Origin of the sequence: Rhodoferax sp. TS-BS-61-7 (assembly GCF_002943465.1) — a bacterium.
In the GTDB taxonomy this organism is placed as follows: Bacteria; Pseudomonadota; Gammaproteobacteria; order Burkholderiales; family Burkholderiaceae_C; genus Allorhodoferax.
Map to the genome: position 1 here is coordinate 500547 of NZ_PTQY01000003.1, position 18330 is coordinate 518876.

12 protein-coding genes are annotated in these 18330 nt (G+C 61.1%); 3 read left to right on the top strand and 9 right to left on the bottom strand.

The window, feature by feature from the left end:
- Positions 1-8 precede the first annotated feature (8 nt).
- Both C5F53_RS11100 and C5F53_RS11105 read left to right on the top strand, forming a co-directional pair.
- The gene (locus C5F53_RS11100) at positions 9-4361 is read left to right on the top strand and encodes a tetratricopeptide repeat protein (RefSeq protein WP_105261415.1); all 4353 of its coding nucleotides are present in this window, start codon (positions 9-11) and stop codon (positions 4359-4361) included.
- 12 nt (positions 4362-4373) lie between these two features.
- Positions 4374-5144, top strand: a complete 771-nt coding sequence (locus C5F53_RS11105; RefSeq protein WP_105261416.1) for an FkbM family methyltransferase — start codon at positions 4374-4376, stop codon at positions 5142-5144.
- 67 nt (positions 5145-5211) lie between these two features.
- On the opposite strand, the gene C5F53_RS11110 is transcribed toward C5F53_RS11105, so the two are convergent.
- From C5F53_RS11110 to C5F53_RS11150, 9 genes are all read right to left on the bottom strand, one after another.
- Complete coding sequence (locus C5F53_RS11110; protein WP_105261417.1) at positions 5212-5811, bottom strand: class I SAM-dependent methyltransferase; 600 nt, start codon at positions 5809-5811, stop codon at positions 5212-5214.
- A gap of 2 nt (positions 5812-5813) precedes the next feature.
- Positions 5814-7586 carry a tetratricopeptide repeat protein gene (locus tag C5F53_RS11115; RefSeq protein ID WP_105261418.1) on the bottom strand — a complete coding sequence of 591 codons (1773 nt, stop codon included), beginning with the start codon at positions 7584-7586 and terminating at the stop codon, positions 5814-5816.
- Between the two features lie 3 nt (positions 7587-7589).
- A complete protein-coding gene (locus tag C5F53_RS11120; protein ID WP_105261419.1) occupies positions 7590-8960 on the bottom strand; it encodes a TolC family outer membrane protein in 1371 nt (456 codons plus the stop codon).
- Positions 8957-10288 carry an HlyD family type I secretion periplasmic adaptor subunit gene (locus C5F53_RS11125; protein ID WP_105261420.1) on the bottom strand — a complete coding sequence of 444 codons (1332 nt, stop codon included), beginning with the start codon at positions 10286-10288 and terminating at the stop codon, positions 8957-8959. The genes C5F53_RS11120 and C5F53_RS11125 overlap by 4 nt, the downstream gene beginning before the upstream one ends.
- Before the next feature lies 1 nt (position 10289).
- On the bottom strand, positions 10290-12104 hold the full coding sequence (locus tag C5F53_RS11130; protein WP_201740833.1) for a type I secretion system permease/ATPase: 1815 nt from the start codon (positions 12102-12104) through the stop codon (positions 10290-10292).
- A gap of 128 nt (positions 12105-12232) precedes the next feature.
- Positions 12233-12532: a flagellar protein FliT gene (locus C5F53_RS11135; RefSeq protein ID WP_105261421.1), complete on the bottom strand. Its 300-nt coding sequence runs from the start codon at positions 12530-12532 to the stop codon at positions 12233-12235.
- A gap of 16 nt (positions 12533-12548) precedes the next feature.
- A complete protein-coding gene (gene fliS / locus C5F53_RS11140) occupies positions 12549-12968 on the bottom strand; it encodes a flagellar export chaperone FliS (RefSeq protein ID WP_105261422.1) in 420 nt (139 codons plus the stop codon).
- Positions 12969-13062: 94 nt separating this feature from the next.
- On the bottom strand, positions 13063-14541 hold the full coding sequence (fliD, locus tag C5F53_RS11145) for a flagellar filament capping protein FliD (protein ID WP_105261423.1): 1479 nt from the start codon (positions 14539-14541) through the stop codon (positions 13063-13065).
- 161 nt (positions 14542-14702) lie between these two features.
- The gene (locus C5F53_RS11150) at positions 14703-16193 is read right to left on the bottom strand and encodes a flagellin (protein WP_105261424.1); all 1491 of its coding nucleotides are present in this window, start codon (positions 16191-16193) and stop codon (positions 14703-14705) included.
- 438 nt (positions 16194-16631) lie between these two features.
- Here C5F53_RS11150 and C5F53_RS11155 point away from each other — a divergent pair, with 438 nt between their 5' ends.
- The gene (locus tag C5F53_RS11155) at positions 16632-18164 is read left to right on the top strand and encodes a flagellin (RefSeq protein WP_105261425.1); all 1533 of its coding nucleotides are present in this window, start codon (positions 16632-16634) and stop codon (positions 18162-18164) included.
- The last annotated feature ends 166 nt before the right edge of the window (positions 18165-18330 follow it).

Below are 18330 nucleotides of genomic sequence, written 5' to 3' on the forward strand. Positions count from 1 at the left end.
CACGCCCCATGCCAAGACGGCAGCCAAGTACAGAACCCTCTGATCTGTTTGCCCAAGCCCTTGCACACCAAAGTGCAGGGCGTTGGGACTTGGCCCGAGCTTCCTACGAAGCCGTTTTGGCAGACGCGCCGCAAGACACCAATGCGCTGAACAACCTGGGGGTGCTGCTCAACAGCGCAGGCCAACACCAGCAAGCCCTTGAACGTTTTGACCAGCAAGCGGTGCTGGCGCCACAAGACCCACGCACCCATGCCAATCGCGGTGTGGCCCTCAAGGCGCTAGGGCATCTGGATGAAGCTGTCACCGCCTACGAAACCGCGCTCGCCTGCGACAAGCAGTTTCATACGGCCCACAACAACCTGGGCAATCTGTTCTACGGGCGTGGGGACTATCCGCGTGCCCTGCCACACTTTGAAGCCGCCTGTGCACTGCAACCCCAGGCCGATGAGTACCGCTTCATGCTGGCCAAATGCCTGCTGGAATTGCAGCGTATGGAGCGTTCGGAAGCCGAACTGCTGCTGGTACTGCGGCACAAACCGGCAGACGCTGACGCCTGGGGCACCTTGGCCCGCCTGTGGACCGAGCGGCACTGCATGCCGGAGGCCCTGCACTGTTTCGAGCGTGGTCTGGAGGCTAGGCCGGACTACGCGGGGCTGATCTACAACCGCGGCCTGGCCCGCTTGCTCGCCGGTGACCTGGCCGGTGGCTTTGCCGACTACGAACGCCGCTTTGATGTGCCGGACTTCCCCTCCAAGCGTCTCAAGACCACCAAGCCCCTGTGGACCGGCCAGCCCCTGCCCACGCAAACGCTGCTGGTCCACGCCGAACAGGGGCTGGGCGACACCCTACAGTTTTTACGCTATATCGACCTCTTAGCCTCTCGCTGCCTGCGCGTGCTGCTATTAATTCAGGAGTCTTTGACCCCCCTGGTGGTGTTGCCGACCAATGTAGAGCTGGTGCATGAGGGCTCACGCCCGCCCGCCTACGATTGGGTCTGCCCGCTGCTCAGCGTGCCGCATCTGCTGGGTCTGTCGCACAACACACCACCCACCCTGCCCTACCTGCGCATGGAGCACACACGCAGCGCCACCTGGGCCCCACGTTTTGCGGCCCCGGGCTTGCGCGTGGGCCTGGTGTGGGCGGGTAACCCGGCTCACAAGAACGATGCCAACCGTTCGCTGGCGCTCAGCGCCTTGGTGCCGGTGCTGGCGACAGAGGGCGCCACTTTCTATTCTTTCCAGGTCGGTGCGCGCAGTGCCGATCTGACACAGCTGCCACCCGAGTTGCAAACCAAGGTGGTGGACCTGTCCGCAGATTTGCATGACTTTGGCGACACAGCCGCCGCGTTGCAGCACCTGGATGTGCTGGTGTGTGTGGATACCTCGATCTGCCATGTGGCCGGTGCCCTGGGGCTGCCGGTGTGGCTGCTGGTCCCGTGGATGCCGGACTGGCGCTGGCTGCTGGAACGGGAAGACTCTCCCTGGTACCCCAGCGTGCGCATCTTGCGCCAGCCGCGCTACCGCGATTGGGACAGTGTGGTGAGCACGCTGGCCAAAGACCTCAAGGACCTGGCCAGCCCTCAGTCGGCTAGTGGCAAGCGGCGTGCGGCTCTGGCCCACGAGTATGTGGAGCAGGGGCGTGTGCTGCTGGAGCGCAATGAGCCCGCACTGGCTTCCCCTGCGTTCTGGCGGGCGCTGCGCGAGTGCCCTACCCATTCCCGGGCGGCCAGCGCCTTGGCCATTGCCGCGTTTCGCACGGGCCACACACAGGCCGCCGTCATGTTCGGCCAGCGCGCCTGCCGACAAGCTCCCAACGATCCCGAAGCTTGGTCCAATTGCGGGGCGTATTACAAGGCCGTGGGTGACCTGCAGGGCGCCCTGCACTGTTTCGAGCGTGGTCTGGAGGCTAGGCCGGACTACGCGGGGCTGATCTACAACCGCGGCCTGGCCCGCTTGCTCGCCGGTGACCTGGCCGGTGGCTTTGCCGACTACGAACGCCGCTTTGATGTGCCGGACTTCCCCTCCAAGCGTCTCAAGACCACCAAGCCCCTGTGGACCGGCCAGCCCCTGCCCACGCAAACGCTGCTGGTCCACGCCGAACAGGGGCTGGGCGACACCCTACAGTTTTTACGCTATATCGACCTCTTAGCCTCTCGCTGCCTGCGCGTGCTGCTATTAATTCAGGAGTCTTTGACCCCCCTGGTGGTGTTGCCGACCAATGTAGAGCTGGTGCATGAGGGCTCACGCCCGCCCGCCTACGATTGGGTCTGCCCGCTGCTCAGCGTGCCGCATCTGCTGGGTCTGTCGCACAACACACCACCCACCCTGCCCTACCTGCGCATGGAGCACACACGCAGCGCCACCTGGGCCCCACGTTTTGCGGCCCCGGGCTTGCGCGTGGGCCTGGTGTGGGCGGGTAACCCGGCTCACAAGAACGATGCCAACCGTTCGCTGGCGCTCAGCGCCTTGGTGCCGGTGCTGGCGACAGAGGGCGCCACTTTCTATTCTTTCCAGGTCGGTGCGCGCAGTGCCGATCTGACACAGCTGCCACCCGAGTTGCAAACCAAGGTGGTGGACCTGTCCGCAGATTTGCATGACTTTGGCGACACAGCCGCCGCGTTGCAGCACCTGGATGTGCTGGTGTGTGTGGATACCTCGATCTGCCATGTGGCCGGTGCCCTGGGGCTGCCGGTGTGGCTGCTGGTCCCGTGGATGCCGGACTGGCGCTGGCTGCTGGAACGGGAAGACTCTCCCTGGTACCCCAGCGTGCGCATCTTGCGCCAGCCGCGCTACCGCGATTGGGACAGTGTGGTGAGCACGCTGGCCAAAGACCTCAAGGACCTGGCCAGCCCTCAGTCGGCTAGTGGCAAGCGGCGTGCGGCTCTGGCCCACGAGTATGTGGAGCAGGGGCGTGTGCTGCTGGAGCGCAATGAGCCCGCACTGGCTTCCCCTGCGTTCTGGCGGGCGCTGCGCGAGTGCCCTACCCATTCCCGGGCGGCCAGCGCCTTGGCCATTGCCGCGTTTCGCACGGGCCACACACAGGCCGCCGTCATGTTCGGCCAGCGCGCCTGCCGACAAGCTCCCAACGATCCCGAAGCTTGGTCCAATTGCGGGGCCTTCATGAAGGCAGCTGGCCTGCTGCATGAGGCGCTGCAGTACCAGCGCATCGCCGTACAAGTGGCGCCGGGCAACGCCCAAGCCCAGTCCAATCTGGGCAACACCCTGGGCGCGCTGGGGCTGTGGGATGAAGCGCTGCAAGCAGCAAAAGCTGCGGTAACCATCACCGGCAACTCCCCCGAATACCAATACAACCTGGGCATTGCACTCAAGGAAAATGCGCAGTTTGACCAAGCGTTACAGGCCTTCCGCAAGGCACAAAGCGCCCCCCAGGGGCATATCAAGGCCGCCTTGCATGCGTCATTGCTGGAGCTGCTGACGGGTGACTTCAGGGCAGGATGGCCACGGTATGAGAGCCGCTGGCAACAGCCCGATGCCAAGGAAAAGCGTGCATTCACCCAACCGCTCTGGACCGGCCAAAACCTGCAGGGCAAAAGCATCCTGCTGCATGCAGAACAAGGCTTTGGCGACACCCTGCAGTTTTTGCGGTTTGTGCCCCTGCTCGCACAGCAAGGCGCCCACGTAGTGCTGGTGGTGCAGACCGAGGTGCACAGCATTGCTGCGAGGGTGCCGGGCCTGGGCCAGATCGTATTGAGTGGCGCCGAACTTCCGCCGTTTGATTACCAATGCCCGCTACTGAGTCTGCCAGCCGGCTTTGGCACAACCGTGGATACGGTTCCGGCACAGGTTCCTTACCTGCAGGCAGACCCCGCCAAGATGGCGCACTGGCAACAACGGCTGGGGCCCACCACCAAATACCGAATTGCCTTGGTATGGGCTGGGCGCCCCACCCATGGCAATGACGCCAACCGTTCCCTGCGCTTGGCACAGTTGCAAGACCTGATGCAACTGGACCATGTGGAGTGCATTTCAGTGCAGAAGGGTGACGCAGTGGAACAGCTGTCGGGGTTGCCCGCCCACTGCAAGGTCACCAACCTGAGCCCCGAAATCAACAGCTTTGAGGACACGGCCGCCATCCTGACCCTGGTCGACGAACTTGTCACAGTAGATACCTCGGTAGCGCACCTGGCGGGAGGGCTGGGAGTCAAAGTACGTGTACTTTTGCCCCTTATTCCGGATTGGCGCTGGTTGCTTTCTCGGACAGACTCTCCGTGGTACCCCAGTGCGCACCTGTACCGCCAAACCCAGCGGCGCGACTGGAGTGTGCCACTCAAAAACCTGCTGAAAGCGGTACGCAACGATGCCACCCGTGCCGGCAAGTTGCGTCGCCGTCCCTCGCCCTGAAGAAAGTGCCGCATGGCCTACCTCTCGTTCACCCGCAATTTCGAAGACGTGATGATCAACCGGGCCCTGAGCCAGGTGCCCCAGGGGTTCTTCATCGATGTTGGTGCTTACCAGCCGATGGCGGACAGCAATACCTTCTGCCTTTACCAGCGCGGCTGGCGCGGCATGGTGGTCGAGCCGCAAACCCGCTTCCACCGACTCTGGGAAACACAGCGCCCGGAGGATATTCTGGTCCGTGGCGCCGTGGGCAACAGCACCGGGGAGGTCACGTTTTTTGAGATTGCAGAGCGGGAGCAAAACGCCACCACCTCCGAGGCGATTGCGGCCATGCATGCCCGGGAAGGCAAACCCGTGCAGCAACACACGGTGCAGCAATACACCTTGACAGACCTGCTGCTGCAACACCGGCCCAGCGGAGACATCCACCTGCTCAGTGTGGACGTGGAGGGCGCTGAACTGGCCGTACTGCAGGGACTGGACCGTACGCGTTTTCGGCCCTGGCTGATCGTGCTGGAAAGCACCCTGCCCAACCGCCCCCAAACCAATTTTGATGAGTGGGAGCCTGAGCTACTGCGCACCGGATACGACTTTGTCTACTTTGACGCAGTGAACCGATTTTATGTAGCCCAAGAGCATGCCGAGCTCAAACAGTTTTTTCAGCACCCACCTTGCGTATGGGACAACTTTGTGGACTATCGCTTGGTTCAGGCGCAGCAGGCTGCCGCCAAGGCCCAGGCCGAGCTGGCGCAACTCAAGGCCACGCTACGCAAGTTGTCGGAGTAATCAGGCCCCCACGCTCCACCGCTTTGCGGGTCGCTGCACCCCCACGCGCCGCCTGCTGCGAAGGCCACTAGGCAAGCTTCTTGATCACAAACTCGATCGCACTCTCGCCCACCGGGGTGGTGGTCTGGTCCAGGCGCTTGCCCAGTGCAGCCAGCAGGCTGTAGCGAAACGTCGCGTCCAGCAATTCAATCTTCTTGACCTGGATATCGGCGCGTGTGTTCGCCAGCAAGGCCGTCACGTTAATGCTCTTGGGTGACCAGGACGACTTTTTGTGGATCGCAAAGGTGTGCTTGTGGTCGCTATTAAACGTGGAGGGAAAGACACCCTGCTCGTACAAGTCTTCGTCAGGCACCAGACACACCAAATGGCCTCCGGGCTTGAGAACCCGCAGCCAGTTGTCCAGCGCCACCTCAACATTGCGCATGTGCTCCAGGCAATGGGATGAATGCACAAAATCGTAGGAGTTGTCCGCCACGGTGGCCAGCAGCTCGGCATCCCCATCGGGCATATCCCATGCACGGCAGGCGCGCATCAGAGGGAAAAACTCCGCGTACTGCCCCAGGGCATCGGGACCAGCGCCGATATCAATACCCTGCCCCACAAAGTAACGCGTGGCGTATCGGGAATCCGCCAGGCGGTGAAAAATGGATTTACTGGTTTCGTACATGCTTAGGTCTCCTGTGATCGGGTGAACAGGCCCAAGGCCTGGTGAAGGTGTGCCAGCACTGGCGCCCACTGGCCGGTGTCGGGCTGGCGGAACAAACGTATACGGGGGTACCACGGAGAATCGTCGCGGCCCACGACCCAGCGCCAGTCCGGGCTAAAGGGCAGCAACAACCACACGGGCTTGCCCATGGCCGCGGCCAGATGCGCCACCGAGGTGTCGACCGAGACCACCAGGTCCATGGCAGCAATCAGGGCCGCGGTGTCTGAAAAGCTCTGTAACTGGGTATCCCAGACTGCAACATCGCTGCGCGCAGTCAAGGCTGGAAGGTCTGCCGCACGAAACTCTTTTTGCAGGCAGTGGTAGCGCTGTCCGGACCGGAAGATGCGTTGAAACTCCGCGAACGGGATGGAGCGGTTGTGGTCATTTTTGTGCTCCGGTCGGCCGGACCAAACCACGCCCACGCGCAATGCCGTATCGCTGCCCGCCTTGAGCGCCCACGCACGCTCCGCCACAGGATCCGCCCGCAAATAGGCATGCACTGGGGCCATATTCTCCAGCGTCAGCCCTAGGGCCAACGGTACGCTGAGCAAAGGGCAATGCACATCAAACGCTGGCAAGGGCTCCCCCCTGGCAAGCAAAGTGTGCACACCAGGCAATGGCGCGAGCAACCCCACCAAGGGCGCCTGCACCTCCAGCAGCACCCGCGCGCCACGGACCGCCAGAGTTTGCGCAAAACGGCAAAACTGCAGGGTATCCCCCAGGCCCTGCTCAGCATGCAACAAGATAGTTTTCCCCTCCAGCGGCTCACCGCGCCATTGTGGTTGGGCAAAGGTACGTACCCCGTCTTTGAGCTGGTCGGTTTTCCAGCGCCATTCGTAGTGAGGCCAGCCTTGGCTCCACGCACCGGCTACCAGATGGCATATCGCCAGATTCAGGTGGGCGCCACTGTTGTCCGGGTCAATCCCCAAGGCGCGGCCATTCATCGCCACGGCAGCAGACAGACGCATCATGTCTTTGAGCAGCGTGGCGTAATTCACCATGGCATCGACAAACCCCGCGTCCAGCGCAATCGCACGCTCATAACTGGCAGCAGCATCTTCCATGCGCCCCAGGCGCTTGAGCACTACCCCGCGGTTGGACCAGGCCTGTGCGGACTGCGGGTTGAGCTGGAGCGACCGCTCGTAGCTTTGCAAGGCCTCCGGCACCCGGTCCAGCTCTCGCAAGGTGTTGCCGCGGTCCATGTACGCCACAGCGTAATCGGGCTTTTGCAACAGCGCCGCATCAAACGCGGCCAGGCTCTGCGGCCAGCGCTTCACGTCACCGTAGGCCAGCCCCAGGCCGTGTAGGGCCTGGGCGTACTGGGGTTGGCATTGCAAGGCCTGTTGGTAGGAGCTAATGGCCTCATCCCCTTGCCCCATATCGCGCAGAGCATTGCCCCGGTTGGCCCAGGCCTGGGCAAAGTCCGGTTTGAGCTGCAAGGCCTTGTCGTAAGCAGCCAAGGACTCCGCGTGGCGTTTGAGGGCCCGCAAAACCAGACCCAGATTGGAGTGCACCGACGGGTCTTGCGGTGTGTGCTGGGCTGCCGCCTGCAAAGCCGGCAACGCAGCACCATGCTGCTTAAGCTGCAGCAGGCAAACCCCGCGCATGTGCAGTGCCTCACCCCAGGCAGGATGCTCCTCGGCAAGCTTGGTAAACGCATGCTCCGCCTGTACCACCTGACCTTGCGTGTACAGCGCCCACGCAGCAGCAAAGGAGTCCGTTGCCACCTGGGTCATGGCTCAGGGAGGGCTGCTTTCGCCCGAGCCCAGCAACTCGTCGATGTACGAGACCACCGCCTCGGGTGCAATGCCGGCCTTGTTGTAGAGGCGCAGACGCTGAAAGATATGGTCGTAGCGCGCCTGCGCCAAATCGCGCTGCGCCTGAAACACCTTGCGCACAGCCTCCAGCACGTCGGCATTGGTGCGCAGCCCGGAGGCTTGTCCACGCCGGGTGCCTTCCAGCGCAACCTGGCTGGACTCCAGCACATCCTGGTACGCCAGCAAACGTGCGCCACCCGACGAGACGGCCTGGAACAGACGCCCCACCTCCAGTTCGGCGGCCCGCTGCTCGGCCAGAAGCTCGGCCTCGGCACGGGACTGCTCGGCCACGGCCTGGGTCACTGCGGCCTTGACTGCCCCGCCACTGTAGATCGGGATGTTGAGCTGGACCCCTACACTGCCTTGGTTAACCGATTGGTTCAGGCTGCTGACGGACTCGTTACGGCTGCTGGAAGCACTGGCTACCAAGTCCAGCCGCGGCATGTGACCGGCATTGCTGCGCGATACACCGGCCACAGCAGCCTCAACTGCAAATTTGCGGGCAGCCACATCCGGGTTGTTGTTCAAGGCCATGTCTTGCCATGTCTGGAGCGCATTGGGAACCAGAGGGGGTGGCGAAAAACCGCTGGGCAAGCGGGCAATGACTTCCTGCAGCTGGCCTGTCAGAGAGTTCAGGGCGTTGCGCGCGTTGTTCATCTGGTCCCTGGAATCCGCCCACTGGGACAACACCAAACTCAGGTTGGCGCGGGCCTCGGCCACTTCCGTCTTGGTGCCCTCGCCTTGCTCAAAGCGCCGCCGCATCAGGTTGCGCTGCTCCACCACGGCGTGAACCTGGGCATGGATGGACAAAAAAGCGTCCTCGGCAAGCATGCGCTGGAGATAGGCCAGAGCCAGCCGGTCCACCAATTCCGCTTTGCGTGCCGCAAACGCAGCCTCCGCAGAACCCACCTGGGCATTGGCTTGCCGGTAGCGGGCCGACGCCTCCAGATTCACCAAAGGGGTGCGCAGATTGATACTTTGGGACGGTGCGCGGTAGTCCAGGTTGCTGGAAACGGTGCCGCCACCCGCCACATCGGTGTTGCGTGTGCCCTGCACAGCCGTTTCCGAGAGACTGGCCGACACATTGGGGAGCAAGGCACTCAAGGCCAGGGGGGAGGCCTGCTGTGCCGACGTCAAGGCATATTTGGCCGCTTGGTACCGGGCATCATTTTGCAAGGCGGCGAGGTAGGCGCGCTCAAAGTCGCCGGCCCAGACCAATCCCTGCGAACAAGCGCCCACCAGCGCCAACACACCCGGCCCCCAACCTCTGCGACACACAAACCGTCGACTCATGGCTCGATCAACGCGCGGTTCATGCGGTCTAACAGGGGCTTGAGCAAATAACTCATGAAGGTGCGCTCTCCAGTTTTGATGAATACCTCAGCAGGCATACCCGCCCGGATCTCCTGGTGCTGAAGCTGTGTCATACCCTGGGGGGTGACCTCAACGACGACCTTGAAGTAATTGGTATTCTGCCTTGAATCGGCCAGTGCATCGGCAGACACTTGGACCACACGTCCTTCAATATGGGGGGTGCTGGCCTGGTTCAAAGCGCTGAACAACACGTGCACCGGCAAACCCGGCCGGACCTTGTCCACCATGTGCACCGGCAATTGGGCTTCCACCCGCAAAGGATCGTCCTTGGGCACCAGTTCCATGACAGGCGTGCCGGCACTCACAACCCCGCCCACCGTGTGGACCGACACCCCCATCACGGTTCCTGTCACTGGTGCGCGTACCTCCGTGTTGGCCAAGTCAAACTCCAGGCCCCGCATGCGACTCTCCAGCCCCGAGGTCTCACGCTGGATGTCGGAGAGCTGCGATTCAATGTCCTTGCGGAACTCTTGTTGGCGGGTGGCAATGCGGGCACGCACTTCAGCAATCGCCTGGCGAGTTCTGCCCACGCTGCTGGAATCCTCGGCCACCCCACCTTGTATCCCGGCAAATAAGCGCTCTTGTTCTGACACCCGATTGCGTGGGAAAAACCCCTCGTCAGCCAGGGTACGCTGGTTACGCAGCTCCTCGCGCAACATGCGGCTTTGGGTTTCTTTGGCCAAGCGGGCCGCCTCATGCCCCTGCACCTGAAACTCCAGGCCGCGCAGGGTGGCTTCCAGACTTTGCATTTCATTGCTACGGGTTTGTCGGCGTGCATCCAGCAGACGCGACTGCAACTCCATGACTTCTGCAACACGCGCATCATTCCCGAGTTCGAGCAGCGCGGGCGGAAAGTCAACAGCCGAGAGGCCTTGGTTTTCCGCCGTCAATCGCGCCTGCGTGGCCATAGCCACCAACCATTGTCCACGCGCGATGTCCAACAACGCGCGGCTCTGGGTGCTGTCCAGGCGCAGCAAAACCTGCCCCGCAGTCACCTGGTCACCATCGTGCGCCAGGATGGCGGCCACTTTGCCACCAGACACCGGCTGAACCAGTTTGCGACTGCCACTCACCACCACCGACCCACTAGAAGTGACCGCAGCATCCAGAGGTGCCAAAGCAGCCCAAGAAAAGAACGCCCCCAAGCCCAGCAGCAGCAACCACCACCCCCAGCGCCGAGGACGTGCATCGTTAAGGTCCACCACTGGCGTGGAGCCGAAGGGTGTGTCGTGCAACACAGCGCTCATGTCAGTCGTTGAACTTCAGGTTAAACGGCGGCAAGCCACCCGCGGGCGCGGGTGGCGGCTTATCAACCAGCACGGGCGGCGTGGCCCCTTTGGGCGGCCCCGGCGGTGGCGTGCTTGGCGGCAGTTCCGCAGCCCTGGCATTGATGGCCGTCAGTACGTCCTCCCTCGGACCAAACGCAGCAACAACCCCGTCCCGCAACACCATTAATTTGTTGGCGACGGTCAGTGCGGAGGGTCTGTGCGTAATTAATACAGAAGTTCTGCCACGGCTGGACAGGTCGCGAATGGCATCTGCCAAGGCTTTCTCACCCGCGTCATCCAGATTGGAGTTGGGCTCATCCAGCACAACTAAGACGGGGTCGCCGTACAACGCCCGCGCAAGGGCAATGCGTTGCTTCTGCCCTCCGGACAAAGAGGCACCACCAGGCCCCAGGGGGGTGTCATAGCCTTGGGGAAGACGCAATATCTGCTCATGAAATCCCACCCGCTGCGCCGCCAACACCACCCATTCGGGGTTGACATCGCCGAATCGGGCAATGTTCTCCGCCACCGTTCCATCGAACAACTCAATGTCTTGCGGCAAGTAGCCAATATGCGGTCCCAGGTCTTGTTTGCTCCAGCGAAACAAATCGGCACCGTCCAGTCGCACCGTACCGGCCAATGCAGGCCACACCCCCACCAACAGGCGGGCCAACGTGGATTTCCCAGCCCCGCTGGCACCGATCACGGCCACCGAGTCGCCGGCCTGCAGCGAGAAACTGATCTGCTTGATGATCGCCTGGCGTGTGCCGGGGGCAGCAGTCGCGACCCCCTCAAAGGTGACCTGCCCCGTGGGCGCTGGCAACGGCATAGATGCGGCACGGGCAGGGAAAGCCCCCAGTAATTCGCGCAAACGCAAGTACGCCGACCGCGCGGCCGCCAGCCCCGCCCAGTGGGCGACCACCGACTCCGCCGGTGCCAGCGCACGGCTGGTGAGCAAGGAAACGGCAATCATCATGCCCGGGGTCAGGCGCCCCTCCAGCACCAAAAGTGCTCCCAAGCCCAAGGCCAGCGACTGCATGGAGACCCGAACAAACTTGGATACATTGCCCATCACCGCGGCCCGGTCGCTGGCCTTGGCCTGCAATGCAATTTCTTGTTGATGCGCTTTGCGCCAACGTCGCTGGATGTTGCCCAGCATCCCCATTGCCTCAATCACCTCTGCATTTTGCAGATGGCTGCTGAGTTCTCGCTGGCCCTGCATGCTGAACTTCTGAGCCTCAGCCAGACTGCTTTTGGCCAACTTTTCATTGAGCCAGGTCAGCACAATCAGTATCAATGCCCCCACCAGGGTAAACACGGCCACCTCTGACGAAAACAGGGCAATAACCACCAGATACACAGGGGCCCATGGGGCGTCGAATACGGCAATCAGGCCCGGACCGGTGAGGGTTTGGCGCAAAGTCCCCAAGTCGTGCAGGGGCTGCGACGTGCTGTTGCCAGGTTGGCGCAGCACCCGCTCAAAGGTGGCCCCCAGAACCCGCAGACCCAGAACATCATCCAGCCGCGCGCCCACACGAATCAGCACCCAAGAGCGAATCGTCTCCAGCGCCCCCATAAACAGGTAGGCCCCGAGAATCAATACCGTCAGTACCACCAAGGTAGTTTCGTTGCGGCTGCTGAGCACCCGGTCATACACCTGCATCATGTAGAGCGAGGGCGCCAACATCATGAGGTTCAAAAACCCGCTGAAGATCGCTACGGTGACGAACGCCGTCCGCAGCTGGCGCAAGGCCAGCTTCAGTTCATCAGGGGGTAACGATGGTGGGGCAACCATGTGCGAGGTGTTGGGATAGAGCCGTATCGGCCACCATCTTACGGACGCCCCTGCCTGGAGAGCCTCCGAACAACACCCCAAATACCCCGGTTATGCCGCTTTGGGAACGGCGATTGACGAACCTGCTGTTAGTGCAAAAAAGCAGGCTGCCCTTCTAACTTGTGCTCACAGTGGGTGAGCCAAGGTTCTGCCAAGTACCGAATCTGCGCATCGTTGTGCAAGATGCGGCGCATGATCTTGGACTTCTCAGCCCGGGCATGTGTGTCAAGCTCCTCGCTGCGCGCCCGCTCGCGCAGCTGCTCAATCAGCACCGCGCAAGCCCCTTCAAAGCGCATCACGCCATCCCAATCTTCTGCCTTGGCGGCTTCCAGCATCTTGGCACTGCTGTCTTCAATGGCTTTGTAGTAGTCAATCAACATCAAAGGCATGTGGTGTACTCCCGACTCACACCGGACGCAGATAGGCAGGGGTTTTTCCCTGAATTTGCTTCCAACCATTGGCAACAGGTTCAATCAAACCCGCGACTTCATCCAGACCCGCCTCATCGTTGCGCGCGTTGGCCAACACCAGACGATTCACGCAATAGTCGTACAAGGCATTCAAATTCGCGGCAATCTCGCCACCACGCTCCAGATCCAGAGGGGCCTTCAAGCCCTCCTCCAAAATCCGTACGGCCGCACCAATTTGCTTACATTTCTGGGGCACATCCTTGGCCTGCAAGGCCAGCTTGGCCGCGGCAATGTGGCGTTGCAACGCTTCAAAAAGCAAGGTCACCAGCTGGTGAGGGTCAGCCATCTCCACACTCGCCTCTACGCTGGCCCGTTTGTAGGCGGCGGCGGTGCGGCTGTGAACAGAGGTAAACATAGTGCAGATCCTTAGTTTCTTGTACTTAGTATCGGCAGTCTGTTGACCAACTAAAGTCCTTCTCTCAGATCATTGCACCATCAACGTCGGCCATTTAGCTGGTGGACTTGTTCCAGGTGGCGACCTGCTGGGTCACATAAGCATCTAGCGCCGACAAACTGGCCATCTTGGCATCCAGCGCGCTGTATTGTTTGCGCAGGCGAGCTTCAAACGTGGCCGCCCGGTTGGTAACACGGGTTTGTTCCTCGATATTGCGCTTCAGGACGCCCTCCAAGGCCTCGCCCTTGTTCTTGGCAGCCCCCCCGGTGGCTAGCACGCCCTGGGCCAACTCCTTGAATTTCAAGGCAAATCCGTTGGTCTGGGCATTCTTGTTGTCGGTCGTAAAAAGCTTCTGCAGCTCGGTCCCGTTGTTGGCCGCCGCCGCAAGTTTGGTGGTATTCATGGACAGGGTGCCATCCAGTTCGCGCGTCAACCCCACGTCGGCCAGGCGCTGATAAGCACTGCCTGTACTCACAGAACCCGCCATGCTGCGCAGGACACTTTGCATGCCCAGAATAGTCGAATCACCTTGGAACAAGGAGGCCGTCTTGGTAGCGTCGTCGTACTTGGTGATGTCGGCCAGGGTTTTGGCCAGCGCGTTGTAAGCAGTCACAAAATTCTGCACGTTTTTAACAGCCAGCGTAACGTCCTCGCTCACAGTCAGTGTGGCAGGCGTCAACACCTCACCAGGAAGGCCGTAGTTGGTCGTAGTGGTCGCCAGCAGGCTGATGGTGACTCCAGGAATATTCCCCGTCAGCGTGTTGCTCTTGGAGGTAACGGCCAGTCCGTTGATACGGGCCTTGGCGTCGGTACCGTATTGAATGGCGCCAGCCGAGGCGCCAGCCATGCCAAATGCCCCCGACTCCGGGTCAAACGACAAACGGGAGAGTCCTGCGTCATCGTTGGTTATGGTGTCCGCATCCACGGTGGTCTGCACGCGGAAACCAGAGGCCTCACCGGTATCTTTGGATCGCAGCAGCAGGCGGTCCTGCGTCCCATCATTAAATGCAGTGGCAACCACGCCAGAATTGGTGGCATTGATCTTGGCAGCAATAGTGGCCACGGTATCCGACGCGGTCACATCAATGCTCACATCCGCACTGGAAGCGGCGGGCGTGAAGTCTGCCGGACCGGTCGTCCACTTGCCAAGCCGCAACACCAGCGTTCCCGCGCCGACCGCAGATCCGGCAGTAATCGGGGCAGACGCAACAGATTGCGACTTCGCCAACTGGTCGACATCCAGCGTGAACGAGGTAGCGGCGGCTGTGGAGGTGACTGTGATGGCTGCCGCGTTGGTATTGGAAGAGGAGCCGTTGCGAGCCGCCCATGCGCTGGCAGAGGACATCGCCGCCGCCGCATCGGCCAAAGCGGAGAACTGGGACTTGATCTGGCCAAAAGCCGAGATCTGCTGCTGAACAAAAGTGGCTTTTGTCTCCAGCGTCTTCAGGGGTTGCTTCTCCAATGCCACCAGTTTGGTCACAATGGACTCGGAATCCAGGCCGCTGCCAATGCCGAGGGATGAAATGGTAGCCATAGGAGCCCCTTGTTCAATCTATAGCCTTGGATTTTGCGTCTTCTACACCACCCCAAAGCCCGGAAAAAGGCCAGTTTCCAGAACCAAAGCGGCGACAAGCCCAAGCCCGTCGCCGCTCCCGGGCTTCGCAGTATGAACCGCGAAGCCTTGATTTGCCAGTCTTAACGCAACAGGGCCAGCACGCCCTGAGGCAACTGGTTGGCCTGCGCCACCATGGCGGTACCAGCCTGCTGCAGGATCTGGGCACGGGACAGGTTGGCGGTTTCAACCGCGAAGTCCGCATCCTGCACCCGCGAACGCGATGCGCTCAGGTTTTCAGACGTTGTATTCAAGCTGGAGATTGTGGTCTCAAAGCGAGATTGCAGAGCACCGAACTTGGCGCGCTGGCTGGCCACAGCGCCGATGGCGGCATCTACCGTGGACAGGGTACGTGTTGCGGACTCCACCGTCGACACATCCAGTGTGCTCACTGCCTGCAGCTGGCTGGCAGAGGTTGCGCCGGTGAAATAACCGATACCGGCAGCCTGGGCCGTGTTGGCAATACCAAACGACTTGTCGGAATCCAGGGTCACTGCGCCCTTGACAACCGCATCGCCACCCACAGCAGCCATCGCCACCGCACCCGCTGACAAGGTTGCTGTCGCCGAGTTGTTTTCCAACACGATGTCGTTGCCACTGGCGTTGGTGAGGGTCAAGCCTGTGCCGGCGGCATTGAGCTTGGCTGTCACACCGGTTTGCGAGGTCTTCTCGTTGAAGGCCTGAACCGCAGAGGCCAATCCATCCGCGTTCAGTGCAGCACCCGTGCTGAACGACACCGCGACAGCGGTACCGTTGTCAGAGGTCACATTGATCGAGAAAGAGCCTGCAGTACTCAACGCGGTGAGGTCAACCTCGGTACGAGCTGTGGCGGTCACTCCGGTAATACCGGATTGCGCATTGAACAGCGACGCCACAGTTTTGGCACTCGCACCAGCTGCATAAGTCACAGTCGTGGTACCGGAGGCACCGTTCACCGTCACCGTGTCTCCGGCAATCGTATCTGTCGCGGTTGCGGTTGTGGCGTTGGCGCCTGCCGTGGAACCCACCACCAAGTCACCCGCCGCACCGGCAGATGCAGCCACTACCGAGCCCACACGGTTGTTGCCGTACTTTTCAGTCGTGAAGTTCGCGGTTGTGGCGGTAATGGTTTGGTAGGCATTGGCACCGACCTGAAACGTCGCGCTGGCAAAGCTGCCGTCCAACAGGTTTTGGCCGTTGAACTGGGTGGTTTGTGCAATGCGGTTCAGTTCGGAAGTCAGCTGCGAAACTTCTTGGTTCAACGCGGAGCGGTCGCTGGCGCTGTTGGTGGCGTTGGCAGACTGCACGGCCAGTTCGCGGATACGCTGCAAGATGGTACCGGCACCACCCAAAGCACCTTCAGCGGTTTGCGCCAAAGAGATGCCGTCGTTGGCGTTGCGGGCTGCTTGCGTCAGACCGCGGATTTGGGAAGTGAAACGCTCGGAGATGCTCAGGCCGGCGGCATCGTCCTTGGCACTGTTGATGCGCAAGCCAGAGGACAGGCGTGTGATCGAAGTGCTCAAAGAAGACTGGCTGGCTGTCAAATTGCGCTGGGCTGTCAACGAGTTGATGTTGGTATTGATGGTGGCTGCCATTTTGATAACTCCTAGTAAAAACTCACGTACTCCGGCGAAATGCCGATCTCAACGTCAGCATTGCTGCTGACCGCCATGACCGGTGCGCCGACCCTGACGCCTTCCGGACGACGAGCCCGCTATGAGCCCGTTGCAATTGTTTTCGGGTGGTACGTGGAAAACTTTAGGGCGTTTGCAAAACGGACTTGCAATATCACAGCGCATGCCCCCCGGAAAACAGAAAAGCGGGGCTTGCACCAGCCAATCCCTGGATATAAGGGTTTACCCCTATTAAGAATTGCCATCCGCAGGCAATTTGGGCCGCTTTTGCGGCGCTTATCCGCCAAATAGGCCTAGCGGGCGTCTCCAGAATTCACCCATCGTTACTGATTGTCTGCAGGTCAGCAGGCTTTGCAATCGGCGGCGACGCTGATTTCATATCTTTTTAGGAGTTACGCAATGGCCTCAACTATCAACACCAATATTCAATCGCTGAATGCGCAGCGGAACTTGGCCACATCGCAAAGTTCGTTGAGCACGTCCATGCAGCGCTTGTCTTCGGGCCTGCGCATTAATAGCGCCAAGGACGATGCAGCCGGCCTGGCCATTGCAGAACGCATGACGTCCCAGGTGCGCGGCCTGAACCAGGCCGCCCGCAATGCCAACGACGGCATCTCTTTGGCCCAAGTCGCTGAAGGCGCATTGGGTAGTGCATCTGCCACGCTGCAGCGCATCCGCGAACTGGCCGTGCAGTCCGCCAACGCCACCAACAGCGCCAGCGACCGCGCTGCACTGAACGCCGAAGTGGGTCAACTCACTGCAGAACTGGACCGCATTGCCAAGACCGCACAATTCAACGGACAAAACATTCTGGACGGCAGCTTCACCTCGGCCACCTTCCAAGTTGGCGCCAATGCCAACCAGACCATCATTGCGACGACTGGCAACTTCAGCACCAACAAGTACGGCAACCATCGCATCGGCTCGTTGGTGGCAGCCACCGCAGGCGGTCCTGGCGACTTGGTCACGGGATCAACCGCGGGAACCCGCGCATCGCAGGCAACGCCCGCCGCAGACATCAGCGCAACCAGCCCTATCGCGGCGGACGCGACTTTCCGTATTGATGGATCATCCGGCTCCGCGACCATAGGGATCACGGCAGGACAAACGGCAAAAAGCCTAGCGGCTGCTATCAATGCACAGTCGGGCACTACCGGCGTCTCCGCGACAGCGCGCACCGAAATCGACTTGACCAGCTTTACCGCTAACACAAGTTATTCGCTCACCATGCGCTCCAACAATACGGTTGCCACGACGGTGGCATTCACCGTAGGCGCACTCGACGGCGATGGTTTGTCTGCCGCGGTGGCCGCTTTTAATGAAAAGAGCTCCACGACAGGCGTAACAGCCAAACTCAATGCTGCAGGGACTGGAATCTCCATAACAAACGCAGCTGGCGAGGACATCGTGATTGAAGTGCCCGCGACATCGACGGCGCTGGCCGTAGGTGGCGTAACCATACCCAATGCGCCGAACAATGCCACTTACGTAACAGGGACCTTGACATTGGACTCCGACAAGTCTTTTGGCATGGTCAATGCAGCGGTCAACGATCCCGTGGGCCCACCGCCTGTCACAGACTTCTTTTTGGCAGCGACCAGTGCCAGCCAATTGCAAACCGTAGACACACTGGACGTAGCCACCGTCGACTCCGCCACCCGCACGCTAAGCACGGTGGATGCCGCCATTCAGGTTATCGCAGGCCAACGTGCCAAGTTTGGTGCATTGCAGTCCCGTTTTGAGAACACCATTGCCAGCCTGCAAACCATGGCCGAAAACCTGAGTGCCTCGCGCTCGCGGATTCAAGATGCGGACTTTGCGTTGGAAACCGCCAACCTGTCGCGCACCCAGATCCTGCAGCAGGCAGGTACTGCCATGGTGGCGCAAGCGAACCAGCTTCCGCAAGGCGTGCTCGCCTTGCTGCGCCAGTAAGCGCGTTCGCACGCAAGCGCCGCGCTGCCAACACGCCCATGCGCGGGGAGGATGCTCACCGCCATTGATGGCTGGAATCGCATCTTCAGTTTCGGCATGGCCTGTCGATAAGTCTCTTTAGCTACCGCAAATCTTCGCACCCGGCGCTACGTCAGGGCAAGACGTA

Excerpts from the sequence above, each read along its gene's own strand:
- C5F53_RS11100 (WP_105261415.1), top strand. The coding sequence starts at position 9 with ATGCCAAGACGGCAGCCAAGTACAGAACCCTCTGATCTGTTTGCCCAA.
- C5F53_RS11105 (WP_105261416.1), top strand. The coding sequence starts at position 4,374 with ATGGCCTACCTCTCGTTCACCCGCAATTTCGAAGACGTGATGATCAAC.
- C5F53_RS11110 (WP_105261417.1), bottom strand. The coding sequence starts at position 5,811 with ATGTACGAAACCAGTAAATCCATTTTTCACCGCCTGGCGGATTCCCGA.
- C5F53_RS11115 (WP_105261418.1), bottom strand. The coding sequence starts at position 7,586 with ATGACCCAGGTGGCAACGGACTCCTTTGCTGCTGCGTGGGCGCTGTAC.
- C5F53_RS11120 (WP_105261419.1), bottom strand. The coding sequence starts at position 8,960 with ATGAGTCGACGGTTTGTGTGTCGCAGAGGTTGGGGGCCGGGTGTGTTG.
- C5F53_RS11125 (WP_105261420.1), bottom strand. The coding sequence starts at position 10,288 with ATGAGCGCTGTGTTGCACGACACACCCTTCGGCTCCACGCCAGTGGTG.
- C5F53_RS11130 (WP_201740833.1), bottom strand. The coding sequence starts at position 12,104 with ATGGTTGCCCCACCATCGTTACCCCCTGATGAACTGAAGCTGGCCTTG.
- C5F53_RS11135 (WP_105261421.1), bottom strand. The coding sequence starts at position 12,532 with ATGCCTTTGATGTTGATTGACTACTACAAAGCCATTGAAGACAGCAGT.
- fliS (WP_105261422.1), bottom strand. The coding sequence starts at position 12,968 with ATGTTTACCTCTGTTCACAGCCGCACCGCCGCCGCCTACAAACGGGCC.
- fliD (WP_105261423.1), bottom strand. The coding sequence starts at position 14,541 with ATGGCTACCATTTCATCCCTCGGCATTGGCAGCGGCCTGGATTCCGAG.
- C5F53_RS11150 (WP_105261424.1), bottom strand. The coding sequence starts at position 16,193 with ATGGCAGCCACCATCAATACCAACATCAACTCGTTGACAGCCCAGCGC.
- C5F53_RS11155 (WP_105261425.1), top strand. The coding sequence starts at position 16,632 with ATGGCCTCAACTATCAACACCAATATTCAATCGCTGAATGCGCAGCGG.